The following is a 13,971-nucleotide window of genomic DNA, read 5'->3' as shown; positions in this document are numbered from 1 at the left end:
AGGGGGAGAAAAATTGGACGGCCGCGACGGTGCCCCCGCCGCGCCCCCCGCGCCCCCGCATCCCCGAAGCCTTCTTCAGACGATCCGCACCGAGAGCTCGGGCAGCCGGTCGATGTGGATCTCTATGAGGTCGCCGCGCACCACCGGCCCCACGTTCTCGGGCGTGCCCGAGTAGATGATGTCGCCCGGCTTCAGCTCGAAGGCCTGCGACAGCCGGCTGATCTGCTCGGCCACCGACCAGATCATGTGCCTGAGGGTGGCGTTCTGCTTCGTCTGCCCGTTCACCTTGAGCCAGATCGCGCCGTCGGTGAAGTGGCCGACCTTCGCCACCGGATGGATCGGCCCCACGGGCGCCGAATGGTCGAAGCTCTTGCCGATTTCCCAGGGCTTCTTCTGGTCGCCCATCTCGCGCTGCAGGTCGCGCCGCGTCATGTCCAGGCCCAGCGAGTAGCCGTAGACGTGGTCGAGCGCCGAGCTCGCCGGGATGTTGCGCCCGCCCTTTCCGAGCGCCACCACCAGTTCCACCTCATAGTGGTAGTTCTTCGTGAGCGTGGGGTAGGGATGGTCGGCCACCGTGCCGGGCGTCACGACCTGGATCGCGTCGGCCGGCTTCTGGAAGAAGAAGGGCGGCTCGCGGCTCGGGTCCGAGCCCATCTCGCGCGCATGGGCCTCGTAGTTGCGCCCGATGCAGTAGATGCGGCGCACCGGATAGACCTGCTCGCTGCCGACGATCGGAATGGTCGATGCGGCGACATCGAACGGCGTGGCCTGCGCGCGAGCGGCCCCGGCGGGCAGCGCGCAGCCGGCGATGGCGCCCGTGGCCATGGCGGCGGAACCGGCCAGCAGGCCGCGGCGGGAAGTGATCATGAAGTCTCCTTGGTCTTGTGGAATGCGTGCGCCGTGCCTCTCACGGCCGCTCGATTCTGGGATGCAGGGCGAGCGGGCCACCGTACGCATCTACGCAAAAACAGGACGCAACCCATGCGGGGCGCTCCACAGGCCACCGGCCTTTCCCTTGCGAAGCGGTGCCTGCGACCGGCCCGCGCGCTTCACCGCGCCACGAAGGGCGGCAGCCGCCGGGGGATCGTCTGCGCCTTGACGATGGAGGTGTTGGTCTCGGCCTTCTGCGCGATGCGGTCGAGGATGCCGTCGAGCTGCTCCAGCGACTGCAGGAACAGCCGCGCGACGAAGCAGTCTTCTCCGGTGATCTTGTCGCACTCGCAGAACTCGGGCGTGCCCACGATCAGTTCCTGCACCGCCTGCAGCTGCCCCGGCAGCGGGCGGATGCGCACGATGGCCTGGAACTGGTAGCCCAGCGCCTTCGGGTTCACCTGGAGCGTGTAGCCGCGTATCACGTCGCGCTCCTCGAGCCGGCGCAGCCGCTCGGACACGCTGGGAGAAGACAGCCCCACGTGATGGGCCAGTTCCTTCAGCGACATGCGCGCGTTGTCCGCGAGGGCCAGCACGATGGCTTCGTCCGTTGCGTCGAGCATTTGAGGGTTCTCCGGTGAATGGGCCTTGCTGGCTAATTTTCGAAGGCTGTTGGCGGTTCTGGCCTTGTTCGAAGCATATCCAGGCGACGCAATACATGGCACTCTTGTTTCCCCGAACAGAGCGAACAGAGAAGGCAACGAACAGAGATGCAGACGCAGCTTCGCGGCGCGCTGGAAATGAGCGCGGCCATGGTGATTTCCGGAACCATCGGGTGGTTCGTCGTGCGCTCCGGCCAGCCGCTGCCCGACCTGCTGTTCTGGCGCTGCGTGTTCGGCGCGGCGACGCTGCTGGTCGTGTGCTTCGCGCTGGGGCTGCTGCGGCGCGGCCTGACGCTGCGCCAATTCGCGCTGGCCGCGTTTGGCGGCGTGGCGCTGGTCGTCAACTGGGTGCTGATCTTCGCCTCGTTCTCGCACGCGTCGATCTCGATTGCCACGGCGGTCTACAACACGCAGCCCTTCATGCTGGTCGCGCTCGGCGCGCTGCTGCTCTCGGAGCGGCTGACCGCGATGAAGGCGATCTGGCTGTGCATCGCCTTCGCCGGGGTGGTGCTGGTGGCGCAAGCCAAATCAGGCGGAGGCGCCGGCGGTTCGTCCTATTTCATCGGCGTGCTGATGGCGCTGGGCGCGGCCTTCTGCTACGCGGTGGCGGCTCTGGTCGCGAAGAAGCTCGACGGCATCGCGCCGCATCTGATCGCGCTCATACAGGTGTGCGTGGGCATCGTGATGCTCGCGCCATTCGCGAACCTGAAGTCGCTGCCGGCCGACGCGGCCACGTGGGGTGTGCACCTCGCGATGGGCGTGATCTACACGGGGCTGGTGTTCGTGCTGCTGTACGGGGCGCTGCAGAAGCTCTCCACGCCGGTGGCGGGCGCCTTGTCGTTCATCTATCCGCTGGTGGCCATCGGCGTCGACTACGTCGCCTTCGGCCAGCGGCTGGGCGCATTGCAGGTGGTGGGCGCGGCGGCCATCCTGATCGCCGCGGCGGGCATGACCTTCGGATGGACCCTGCCGGGCCTGCCGCGACGCGCGCCCGCCGCCGGAAAGAGCTGACGGCGACGGCTCCTCAGGACGCCGCCGCGACGCCGCTGCGCTTGTAGAACCGGGCTGCCAGCCGCTTCACCAGCAGATAGAAAAGCGGCACGAAGAAGATCCCCAGCGCCGTAGCGGCCAGCACCCCGCCGAACACGCCGGTGCCGATGGCGACCTGGCTCGCCGAACCCGCGCCGGTGGCCAGTGCCAGCGGCACCACGCCGGCCAGGAAGGCCAGCGAGGTCATCAGGATCGGCCGCAGCCGCAGGCGCGCGCCTTCGGCCACTGCGTCGAGCAGCGGCATGCCGCGGCGCAGCGCCGCTTCCGCGAACTCGATGATCAGGATCGCGTTCTTCGCCGACAGCCCGATGGTCGCGAGCAGGCCGACCTGGAAGTAGATGTCGTTCGAGAGGCCGCGCAGCGACGCCGCGATCACCGCGCCGAGCACGCCCAGTGGAATCACCAGCATCACCGAGAACGGCACCGACCAACTCTCGTACAGCGCCGCCAGGCACAGGAACACGACGAGGATCGACAGCGCGAACAGCAGCGGCGCCTGCCCGCCCGAGAGGCGCTCCTGGTAGGAGAGGCCGCTCCATGCGTGGCCGGTGCCGCGCTGCTTCTTCGCGATGGCTTCGACGGCGGCCATCGCCGTGCCCGAGCTCGTGCCGTGCGAGGCCGCGCCCTGAATCTGCACCGCCGGCAGGCCGTTGTAGCGCTCCAGCTGCGGCGCGCCCTGCGACCAGCGCGTGGTGGCGAAGGCCGAGAACGGCGTCATCGCGCCGGTGGCGCCGCGCACGAACCACTGGCGGATGTCGTCCGGGTCGGAGCGGTAGGGTGCGTCGGCCTGCACGTACACGCGCTTGACGCGGCCGCGGTCGATGAAGTCGTTGACGTAGCTGCCGCCCCAGGCGATGCCCAGCGTGGTGTTCACGTCGTCCAGCGACAGGCGCAGCGCCGAGGCCTTGAGCTGGTCGATGTCGATCTGCAGCTGCGGCGTGCCGGCCACGCCGTTGGCGCGCACCGACTGCAGCCGCGCGTCCTTGCCCGCGTCGCGCAGCAGCGACTCGCGTGCCTGCACCAGCTTCTGCGGGCCCATGCCCGAGGTGTCCTGCAGCCAGAACTCGAAGCCGTTGGATTGCCCCAGCCCCTCGATGGGCGGCGGCACCATGCCGTAGACCTCGGCGTCGCGCTGCTGCTTGCCCAGCACGGTGCCGGCACGCTCGACGATGGCCTGCGCGCGCTGGTCGGCACGGCCGCGCTCGGACCAGTCCTTCAGCGAGACGAAGGCCATGCCCATGTTCTGACCCGAGCCGCCGTAGCTCCAGCCCGAAAGCGTGAAGATGGTGTCGGTCGTGTCCCTCTCGGTTTCGAGGAAGTGCTTCTCGACCATGCGGTTCACCGCGTCGGTGCGGCTGATCGTGGAGCCTGCCGGCAGCGTGAGCTGCACCATCGCGCTGCCCTGGTCCTCCTCGGGCAGGAAGCCGCCCGGCAGGGCCAGGTAGAGCGCGCCCATGCCTGCCACGATGGCCGCGTACACGGCCGTGAAGCGCAGCGGCTTGCGCAGCATGCGCCCCAGCAGGCCCACGTAGCGGCCCTGCGCCGCGTCGAAGCTGCGGTTGAATGCGCCCAGGAAGCCGCGCGTGCGCGGCGCGTCGCTGGCCCGCAGGAAGCGCGCGCACAGCGCCGGTATGAGCACGATCGCCACCACCACCGACAGCGCCATCGACGCGATGATGGTCACGGAGAACTGCCGGTAGATCACGCCCACCGAGCCGCCGAAGAAGGCCATCGGCAGGAACACCGCCGACACCACCACCGCGATGCCCACCAGCGCGCCGGTGATCTCCTTCATCGACCTGATGGTGGCGGCCTTCGGGTCGAGTCCTTCCTCGTGCATCACGCGCTCGACGTTCTCCACCACCACGATCGCGTCGTCCACCAACAGGCCGATGGCCAGCACCATGCCGAACAGCGTGAGCACGTTGATCGAATAGCCGAAGGCCGCGAGCACGCCGAAGGTGCCCAGCAGCACCACCGGCACCGTGATGGCCGGGATGACCGTGGCGCGCCAGTTCTGCAGGAACAGGTACATCACGACCACCACCAGCGCGATGGCCTCCAGCAGCGTCTTGATGACCGACCTGATCGAGATCTTCACGAAGCGCGTGGTGTCCTCCGCGTAGGCCACGCGCAGGCCGGGGGGCAGCGAGGGCTCCATCTCGGCCATGCGCGCCTTCACCGCGCTGGCGGTGGTCAGCGCGTTGGCGCCGGGCGCCAGCATGACGGCCGCGCCGGCGGCGGGGTGGCCGTTCAGCCGCGTGGTCTCGGCGTACGACTCGCTGCCCATCTCCACGCGCGCCACGTCGCCCAGGCGCACCACGGCGCCGTCGGCCTGCGTCTTCAGCACGATGTCGCGGAACTGCTCGGGCGTCTGCAGCCGCGACAGCGCCGTCACGGTGGCGTTGAGCTGCTGCTTCGCGGGCGAAGGCCGGGCGCCGATCTCGCCCACCGACACCTGCGTGTTCTGCGCGGCGATGGCGGCGGTCACGTCGGAGGGCATCAGCTGGTAGCTCGCGAGCCGGTGCGGGTCGAGCCAGATTCGCATCGCATAAGAAGCGCCGAAGGCCTGCACCGAGCCCACGCCGTCGATGCGGCTGATGGGGTCGCGCAGGTTGCTGGCCATCCAGTCGGCCACGTCGGTGTCGGTGCGGCGGCCGGTCTCGTCGTAGAGCGCCACGATCAGCAGGAAGTTGTTCTGCGACTTCGCGACCGTCACGCCCTGCTGCTGGACCGCCTGCGGCAGCCGGCTGGTGGCCTGGCTGACCTTGTTCTGCACCTGCACCTGGGCGGTGTCGGGGTTGATGCCCTGGCGGAAGGTGACGCTGATCTCGGCCCAGCCGGCCGAGCTGCTGGTCGATTTGAAATACAGCAGCCCGTCGATGCCCTTGAGCTGCTGCTCGAGTACCTGCGTGACGCTGTTTTCCACCGCCTGCGCCGAGGCGCCGGGGTAGTTGGCCGAGACCACGACGGTGGGCGGCGCGATGTCCGGGTACTGCGACACCGGCAGCGTGCGGATAGCCACGCCGCCGGCCAGCATGATCAGGATGGCGATGACCCATGCGAAGACGGGCCGCTGGATGAAGAAATTGGCGATCACTTGCGTTGTCTCAATCTGCCGAGGAAGGTGATGCCGCGGCCGATACCGGCACCGGCTTCACCTTGTCGCCCGGGTGCGCGCGCTGCAGGCCGTCGACCACGAGCCGGTCGCCTTCGTGCAGGCCGCCGGTCACGATCCACTGGTCGCCCGACGCACTGCGCACTTCGAGCGTGCGCAGCTCGACCTTGTCGCCCGCGCCGACCACGAGCGCGGTCGGCTCGCCCTTCTCGTTGCGCGACACGCCGCGCTGCGGCGCGAGCACGGCCTGCCGTTCGACGCCGGATTCGACCTGCGCCCGCACGTACATGCCGGGCAGCAGCAGCCCCTGCGGGTTCGGAAACTCCGCGCGCAGCGTGACCGAGCCGGTCGCGGTGTCGACCGCCACTTCCGTGAACTTCAGCGTGCCGGCATGCGGGTACGGCAGGCCGTCTTCCATGCGCAGGCTCACGCGCGTGCTCGCGGGCGCCATGTCGCCCGAGATGAAGCGGCGCTTGAGCCGCGTGAGCTCGAGGCTGGACTGCACCACGTCGACGTAGATCGGATCGATGCGCTGGATGGTCGCCAGCGCCGTGGCCTGGCCCGGCGCCACCAGCGCGCCCTCGGTCACGCTGGAGCGGCCGATTCGGCCCGAGATGGGCGCCTCGATGCGGGTGAATTCGAGGTTGATGCGCGCTGCCTTCAACGCCGCCTTCGCGGCCTTCACGCCGGCTTCGGCCTGCACGAGCGCGGCCTGCGCTTCCTCGTGCTCCTGCCGGCTCACGGCATTGGCCTTCACCAGTTCGCCGAAGCGCTCGGCCTTGCCGCGCAGGCTCGCGATGCTCGCCTGGGCAGTTGCAAGCGTGGCCTGCGCCTGCTCGTGCGCCGCCTCGAAGGGGCCGGGCTCGATCTCGTACAGCACCTGGCCCGCGCGGACCATGCTGCCTTCCTCGAACAGGCGCTTGCGCACGATGCCGTTGACCTGCGGGCGCACCTCCGACACGCGGAACGCGGCCGTGCGGCCCGAGAGCTCGGTGTGCACGGGCACGTCGCCCGCGTGCAGCGCCATCACGCCGACTTCGGGCGGCGCTGCTTCGGTGTCTGGCGCCTGCCGGGCGCCGCAGGCGGCGAGCACGAGCAGGGAAAGGGGGAACAGGAGCTTGAGAGTCATGGCTGTCCGGGAACGCGATGCGGCGCGAGCCGGAGTCGTCCGGGTCGCGCATGCTTGTTTTGCACTGTTATGGTGCATTGTGCCTGCCGTGTTGCGTCGCAACATGAAGGATTCCTGTGGCTTCCGAGGGATAAGAACCAACGAAAAAGCCCACGCAGGCAGGCGCCCGCCGCCACGTCGATCCGTGACGGCGGGCCCTGCCGCGTGGGCCGGTCGGCTGGCTGGCTCGGAGCTAGCTGGCGCTTTGCTGGCGCCGTCCCAGTGCGAACACCGAGTTCGGCGCATCGACGACGAAAGGCTTGCGCGTGGCCGGCTGGCCGGCCGGCGTGCGCCGGGTCTCGGTCCGCACCGCGGCCTGTACGCCCTTGGCCTTCTGTTCGTCGACAAGGCTTTGCAGCGAGATCGACTTGAGGAACTCGACCGCCCGCAGGTTCACGGTGGCCCAGAGCTCGTCGATCTCGCAGCGGCCCGCTTCACCCGGCGCGTCAGCATCGCGCCGGCGGGTGGTTTCGGCATCGTGTTCCTCGATCGAGAGGACGATGTCGGCCACGGAAATCTCGGCCGCCTTGCGGCTCAGAGAATATCCGCCGCCCGGCCCGCGGGTCGATTCGACCAGGCTGGCGCGGCGCAGCTTGCCGAACAGCAGCTCCAGGTAAGACAGCGACACGCGCTGGCGCAGGCTGATCGAAGCCAGCGTGACGGGGCCCGAACGGCCGTGCAGGGCGATGTCGATCATCGCGGTGACCGCGAAGCGGCCCTTGGTGGTGAGACGCATGGGATGTTTTCCTTCCTTCGTGGGGAATGAATCACTCGTCCCGGCCGCCGGCGATGCCCAGCAGGGCCAGCAGCGACTGGAAGACGTTGTAGATGCTGAGGTACACACCCAGCGTGGCGGAGATGTAGTTGGTCTCCAGGCCGTCCTTCACGCGCTTGAGGTCGTGCAGGATGAAGGCCGAGAAGATGCCGATGGCCAGCACCGACAGCGTCATCATCAGCGCGCTCGACTTGATGAAGAAGTTGGCGATGCCCGCCACCAGCAGCAGGATGGCGCCGATGAAGAGCCACTTGCCCATGGCCGACAGGTCGCGCTTGATGACCGACGACAGCGTGGCCATGCCGAGGAAGATCGCGCCGGTGCCGGCGAAGGCCGTCATCACCAGGCTGGCGCCGTTGGCCAGGCCGAGCACGGTGCCGACCAGGCGCGACAGCATCAGGCCCATGAAGAAGGTGAAGGCCAGCAGCACCGGCACGCCGGCGGCCGACTCCTTGGTCTTCTCGATGGCGTACATGAAGCCGAAGGCGCCGCCCAGGAAGACCATCAGGCCGATGCCCGGCGACATCGCGCGCGAGAGGCCGGTGGAGACGCCGATCCAGGCGCCCAGGACGGTGGGCACCATCGACAGCGCGAGCAGCAGGTAGGTGTTGCGCAGGACGCGGTTGCGCTCCTGCGGCGAGGCGATCGGCAGCTCGATGCTGTCGTGATAGGCGGTAGGGCTGTTGTTCATTGTGTTGATTCCTTGAAGCTGGACCGATGCCGGCTGCGTGCGATGGCGCGCGCAATGGGGCACAGGGCCGTGAATGAGAGAGAGCGAGTGGCAGCGGTGCGATGCGGGCGCCGCCGGATGGCGGCCGTGCCGGATCGCAAGGGGGGCGGGAGCCATGGCGGCTCCCGGTCGCGAAGGCCCCGGGGCCTAGGCGACGAAGGAAGCGGCGCGGGGTGGCCGCTTGGGTCGCGCCAGGAACGGCGAGACGATGGTGGTCAGGCCGAGTTTCGGCGGCTGTTCAGTGAAGCGCAGCAGCGCGGGCGCGCCGTTGCGGGCGTCGACCAGCTCGGCGTGTTCGGAGCCGGCTTCGTCGATGGAGAGGGTGTCGTCCGAGGCCTTGTCGGCATCGCCTGCCGGCTTCCTGGCATCGGAAAGATCGGAGAGGTCCGAGAAGGCGACGCTGACAATCAGCGTCTGGGTCGCCTGGGCGGTCTGCGGTTCGGCGTGCGAATGGCCGGCACCGAGCATGTTGTGGGCAAGCACGGCAAAGCCGTAGCAGGACAACATGATGGCGAGGACAGTGGCGGCAAACCAGCGGGACATGTAGGGGTAATTTTACCTTCCGCGCGAAGGGGTGCTCGCGACGGCGCTTTCAACCGACCGGATCGCACGGATGTTCACTCGCCCTCAGGCCGGCGCGGTCGTGTTTTCGCCGCCTTCGGGCTGCAGCCATTCGCGTGCGTGGAGGCGCAGGGCGTCTATCTGCAGCCAGATCAGACCGAGTTCGGTATGGAAAGTTCGCGCCTGGGCGTCGTCGTCGTCGCCGCCGTCGGCGGCGGCCTGCGCGAGCGCGGCGCGTGCGGCCGATTCGGCTTCCAGCCCGCCTGTTACATCTGCAGTGCCTCTTTCCAGCCCGGCCGCCAGCGCTTCCAGCGCCGCGATCGCGCCTTCGGCCGAGGCGTGCAGCACCGCCATCTGCGCCGAATCGGGCAGCGCCGAACGGTGGGCACCCAGTGCCGAGAGGTAGCTCAGCAGCGTGTGCGAGCGGATCAGAAAGCGCAGCGCCACCCCCGCGCGCCGCCGCACGTAGCCCGGCTCGCGGAACATGTCCGACACCGCGGTCGACAGCGCCGCGTCCGCGTTGTGGTCGTTGCGCCGCGCCAGCCGGTAGTCGAGGTGGTCGCGCGCGCCGGTGCGGTATTGCACGACGATCTGCCGCAGGTAGCCCGCATGGCCGCGCATGGCGGCCGCGGCCAGTTCGTTGATGCGCCGCGCCTGCCAGTGCGGCAGCACCAGCAGCACCGCCAGCCCGGCGATCGCGCTGCCGATGGCGGTGTCGACCAGCCGCGGCACCAGCAGCACGCCGCTGTCGCCGACCTGGTTGAAGCACATCAGCACCAGCAGCGTCATCGAAGCCGTGGCCAGCAGGTAGCGCGTGGTGCGGGTCGCGAAGAACAGCACCCCGGCGATCACCGCGAGCACCGACTGCACCAGCGGCTGCGGAAAGAGCTGCAGCAGCGCCCAGCCCGCCACCACGCCGAGCGCGGTGCCGGCAATGCGCTGCCCCATGCGCGCGATGGTGTCGCCATAGCTCTGCTGGCAGACGAAGAGCGTGGTCAGCAGGATCCAGTAGCCCTGCGCCGGGTGGATGAGCTGCATCACGCCATAGCCCGCCACCAGCGCGATCGACAGCCGCAGCGCATGGCGGAAGAGCGGCGATCGCACGGTGAGCTGGCGCCGCACGCGCTCGAGGGCGTCGCGCCAGGAGCGCGGCGAGCGGTCGAACAGGCCCATCTCCGTGCGGCCAGCGCGCGCCGAGGGCTGGCTGGCGCCCGCGAGCTGGCCGTCGAGCAGCGCGAGGTTGCGCGCCAGCGCCTCCACCGAGGCCAGCAGCGCAAGCCGCGCGGGGGTATCTGCCCGCGCGCGCTCGTGCTCGATGGCGCTGCGCAGGTCGGCCAGCGCCTGCACGGTTTCCGGGCCCACCTCGAAAGGCTCGCGCCGCGCGACCGACTCGGCCAGCCGCTGGCAGGCCAGCCCCTGCAGGCCCAGCACGCGCTGGCAGCGGTAGAGCAGGTCGCTGTGGAAGAAGGCGTCGGCCAGCGCGTTGTAGTCGTCGTGCGAGGAGCTCGCGCGCTCGTGCACGTCCTGCGCGATCAGGTAGAGCCCGCGGTAGCGCGAGATGCGCCCCGTCGGCGCCCGCGCGCCGATGCGGCGGAAGATGCTTTCCTTGGCCGCGTTGAGCTCGGTCACCACTTCCGCGTTGAGCTGCGCGAGCGCGAGCCGCTTGCGCTCGATGTCGATGCCGCGCAGCGGCTCGAACAGCGACGCCTTGTAGCGCACGTAGTTGCCCAGCACCGTGAAGAGCGTCACCAGCCGCGCCTGCACCGGCTGCGCCGGAAAGGCCGCGCACCACAGCACGGAGAACACACCGTACCAGGCCGCGCCGGCCACGAGCAGCAAGGGCTCGCGTCCGCGATGCGCCACGCCATGCGCACCCATGTTCTCGATGCCGAGCGTGGCGTACATCGCCAGGATCAGCGTCGCATACGCGATCGCCTTGTAGCGCGCCTCCACCGCGCCGAGCATCGTGAGCCAGAAGGCCGCGAGCGCAAGGCCGGCGATGAACAGCAGCGGCATGCCGAAAGCTGCCTCCACCGCGAACGCGATGCCCGCGAAGCAGCCCAGCGTGACCAGCTGCGCGCGCAGCCGGCCGCGCCAGCTGTCGTCGGTTTCGGCCAGCGCGCTGGCGATGGCGCCGAGGAAGAGGGGAATCACCGCATCGGTGTGGCCGGTCCAGGCGCAAGCCGCCATGAGACTGCCGAGCGTGAGAAGAATGCGCACGGGCTGCGCGCGCGAAGCGAATGACCGCAGCTGCTGGCGCAGCGCGTCCGGGGACAGGGGAAGCATGATGGGCCGATCTTGCACGATGCATGCCACGGCCGCGTGGCGCGACGAGGTGCTGCGGGGGTGGTCAGCGCCGGCTGCGCAGGAAGCCGTGGCGCGGCGCGATCCAGCGAACCTGCTCTTCGCCGGTCATCGGCGCATCTGACGCGCCCGTGAACAGGATTGCTTCCTCGACCAGCAGGAACCGCCGCGATCGCGCATCGCCATCGCCTGGCAGCACGCGCAGCGTGGCATCGCCGATTCGGATCTGCTCGCCCAGTGCCAGCACCGCGGCGGCCGCATCCGGCCAGAACTCGCGCAGTGCTTCTTCGGGGCCAGCCTGCGTCGACAGAAGCCATCGCACCCGCCCCGGCGCCGCGGCGGCAAGCGCCTCGGCATGCGCGGGGCCTGCGGGCGATGCGTCGATCAGCGCGCAATCTCCGTCCGCCGTTCCCACGAAATAGCTGTGCACCAGCGTGCCCGATCCGTCGCCGGCTTCCCCGGTCACCCGCAGCACCCGCGCCGAAAGCCGCATCGCCAGCCCGGCCTCGTGCGCATAGCGCCCACCGCCTTCGCCGTGCGGATCGACGAAGCCGACTTCCTCGTACGAATGCTCCTCCATGTTCACAGGCCGCCGCCCCTTGGGACCGTCCGCCAGCCGGGGCATCACGCGGGGAATGTGCTTCAGGCTGCGCGCATGCGCCATGAGCTCTTGCACGCTTTGGAATCGCGCGAGCTCCAGCAGGATGCGGCGCGTCACGTTCATCAGCTTGAGCCCGCGCGCCGGGTCCACCGCATCGGCGGGGCGCAACCACATGTGCTCGACCGTCTCGCGGCCGTCGGGCTGCACGCTCTGTGCTTCGGGCATGGCGGCGAGAAAGAAGCGCGTGTCGAAGCGGCGCGGCATGCCCGGCGGCGTGAGCCAGTGCGAGAAGTACGCGAGCCGGTCGGCCGCGAGCTTCCAGCCGTGCTGCGCGCACAGCGAGAGCAGCGCGTCGGTGCCTTGCTCCGCTGCATGGCGCATCTCGGCGAGCTGGCCGGCAGGCAGGCCGTCGAGCGTCACCGGCCGTCCGGCGGAATCGGTCGCGAACAGCAGGCCGGCTTCCTCGAAGCATTCGCGGATCGCTGCCGCGTAGTAGTCGAGGCCGCCTTCGGGCACTTCGAGCCGTGCGCTTGCGGCACGGTCGTCGATGCCGCTGCAGCAGCCGTGCAGGCCGCGGTCGTGCGCGTCGATCACGCCGCCCGGGAACACGCTCGCGCCGCTGTTCTGGTCGTTGGCCTTCTCGGCCCGCCGCAGCATCAGCACCTCGAGACCGGCGCGACCGTCGCGCACGACGATGAGCGTGGCCGCCATGCGCACGGGGCGCGGCGAGGTGGGAGAAGAAGAAACGTCCGTGGGGCTGGCGGTCATGCCCGCATTGTCGCGCCGGCCACTGCTGCGAAGGTGACAGCACGAGGGCCCCGCTGTCACCCGGAAGACCGTGCGAAACGCCGCGTGCGACGTACCTTCAAGCCACACCTACACATCGACTCTTGCCGAAGGACGCACCATGCATTTCGAATTCACGCCCCGGGTGATCGCGCTGCGCGAGGAACTGCTCAGGTTCATGGACGAGTACGTCTACCCCAACGAGAAGCGCCATGAAGAGGAGCTGGCCGCCAACGCCCGCGCGGGCCGGCCGTATGCCGAGTTGCCGATGATGGCCGGCCTCAAGGCCAAGGCGCGCGAGCGCGGGCTGTGGAACCTGTTCCTGCCCGAGTCGGAGCACGGCCCGGGCCTGAGCAACGTCGAATACGCCCCGCTGTGCGAGATCATGGGCCGGCGCTACTGGTGCTCGGAGATCTTCAACTGCTCCGCGCCCGACACCGGCAACATGGAAGTGCTCGCGCGCTACGGCACCAAGGCGCAGCAGGAGCGCTGGCTGAAGCCGCTGCTGGCCGGCGAGATCCGCTCCTCCTTCGCCATGACCGAGCCCGAGGTGGCTTCGAGCGACGCCACCAACATCCGCTGCAGCATCCGCCGCGAGGGCGACGAGTACGTCATCAACGGCCGCAAGTGGTACATCACCGGCGCGATGAACGAGCGCTGCGAGATCTTCGTGCTCATGGGCAAGACCGACCCCGACAACGCCGACCGCCACAGGCAGCAGTCGATGATCCTCGTGCCGAAGAACACGCCCGGCGTGACCATCGTGCGCGACATGGCGCTGCTCGGCGTGTACGACCCGCCCTTCGGCCATCCGGAGATCGTGTTCGAGAACGTGCGCGTGCCGGTCGAGAACATCCTGCTCGGCGAAGGCCGCGGCTTCGAGATCGCACAGGGCCGTCTCGGCCCCGGCCGCATCCACCACTGCATGCGCGCCATCGGCATGGCCGAGGCCGCGCTGGAGATGATGTGCCAGCGCCTGGTGTCGCGCACCGCCTTCCACAAGCCGCTGTCGGAGCAGGGCGTGTGGCGCGAGCGCATCGCCGAGTCGCGCATGCTCATCGAGCAGTCGCGCTGGATGGTGCTCAACGCCGCCTACCGCATGGACACCGTGGGCAACAAGGTCGCCGCCAAGGAGATCGCGATGATCAAGGTGCTCACGCCGAACAACTGCGTGAAGGTGATCGACTGGGCCATGCAGGCCTACGGCGCCATGGGGCTGAGCCAGGACACGCTGCTCACGAACTTCTACGCCTACGAGCGGCACCTGCGCGTGGCGGACGGTCCCGACGAGGTGCATCGCAACGCGATCGCCAAGCAGGAGCTGGCGGCTTACCAGTAGAAGAAAA

The 13,971-nt window shown here is 69.2% G+C and carries 11 protein-coding genes; 2 read left to right on the top strand and 9 right to left on the bottom strand.

Features of this window, described 5'->3' with window-relative positions; genetic code table 11:
* Positions 1–75 precede the first annotated feature (75 nt).
* Together FHT32_RS03215 and FHT32_RS03210 are read right to left on the bottom strand one after the other, a co-directional pair.
* A complete protein-coding gene (locus FHT32_RS03215) occupies positions 76–867 on the bottom strand; it encodes a fumarylacetoacetate hydrolase family protein (protein ID WP_176663182.1) in 792 nt (263 codons plus the stop codon).
* A gap of 182 nt (positions 868–1,049) precedes the next feature.
* Positions 1,050–1,493, bottom strand: coding sequence for an Lrp/AsnC family transcriptional regulator (locus tag FHT32_RS03210; protein ID WP_176663181.1), 444 nt, complete (start codon positions 1,491–1,493; stop codon positions 1,050–1,052).
* Between the two features lie 147 nt (positions 1,494–1,640).
* On the opposite strand from FHT32_RS03210, the gene FHT32_RS03205 reads away from it, so the two are divergent.
* Positions 1,641–2,543 (top strand): DMT family transporter, encoded by a 903-nt coding sequence (locus FHT32_RS03205; RefSeq protein WP_176663180.1) that lies wholly within the window; start codon positions 1,641–1,643, stop codon positions 2,541–2,543.
* Between the two features lie 13 nt (positions 2,544–2,556).
* On the opposite strand, the gene FHT32_RS03200 is transcribed toward FHT32_RS03205, so the two are convergent.
* The 7 genes from FHT32_RS03200 to FHT32_RS03170 form a co-directional block, all read right to left on the bottom strand.
* Positions 2,557–5,682 (bottom strand): efflux RND transporter permease subunit, encoded by a 3,126-nt coding sequence (locus FHT32_RS03200; RefSeq protein ID WP_371132121.1) that lies wholly within the window; start codon positions 5,680–5,682, stop codon positions 2,557–2,559.
* 10 nt (positions 5,683–5,692) lie between these two features.
* Entirely contained in the window at positions 5,693–6,829 is a 1,137-nt protein-coding gene (locus FHT32_RS03195) for an efflux RND transporter periplasmic adaptor subunit (protein WP_176663179.1), read from the bottom strand.
* Between the two features lie 232 nt (positions 6,830–7,061).
* A complete protein-coding gene (locus FHT32_RS03190; protein WP_176663178.1) occupies positions 7,062–7,604 on the bottom strand; it encodes an Rrf2 family transcriptional regulator in 543 nt (180 codons plus the stop codon).
* A gap of 31 nt (positions 7,605–7,635) precedes the next feature.
* A complete protein-coding gene (locus FHT32_RS03185; RefSeq protein WP_176663177.1) occupies positions 7,636–8,334 on the bottom strand; it encodes a Bax inhibitor-1/YccA family protein in 699 nt (232 codons plus the stop codon).
* A gap of 186 nt (positions 8,335–8,520) precedes the next feature.
* A complete protein-coding gene (locus FHT32_RS03180; protein ID WP_256098852.1) occupies positions 8,521–8,916 on the bottom strand; it encodes a hypothetical protein in 396 nt (131 codons plus the stop codon).
* Positions 8,917–9,000: 84 nt separating this feature from the next.
* Complete coding sequence (gene yccS / locus FHT32_RS03175; protein ID WP_176663176.1) at positions 9,001–11,220, bottom strand: YccS family putative transporter; 2,220 nt, start codon at positions 11,218–11,220, stop codon at positions 9,001–9,003.
* A gap of 64 nt (positions 11,221–11,284) precedes the next feature.
* Complete coding sequence (locus FHT32_RS03170; RefSeq protein ID WP_176663175.1) at positions 11,285–12,607, bottom strand: NUDIX domain-containing protein; 1,323 nt, start codon at positions 12,605–12,607, stop codon at positions 11,285–11,287.
* A gap of 139 nt (positions 12,608–12,746) precedes the next feature.
* On the opposite strand from FHT32_RS03170, the gene FHT32_RS03165 reads away from it, so the two are divergent.
* The gene (locus tag FHT32_RS03165; RefSeq protein ID WP_176663174.1) at positions 12,747–13,964 is read left to right on the top strand and encodes an acyl-CoA dehydrogenase family protein; all 1,218 of its coding nucleotides are present in this window, start codon (positions 12,747–12,749) and stop codon (positions 13,962–13,964) included.
* The last annotated feature ends 7 nt before the right edge of the window (positions 13,965–13,971 follow it).

Source organism: Variovorax sp. SG517, from assembly GCF_013376045.1.
Taxonomy (GTDB): domain Bacteria; phylum Pseudomonadota; class Gammaproteobacteria; order Burkholderiales; family Burkholderiaceae_C; genus Variovorax.
The sequence above is the reverse complement of the archived record's forward strand: the minus strand, read 5'-3'. Positions and strand labels throughout refer to the sequence as shown.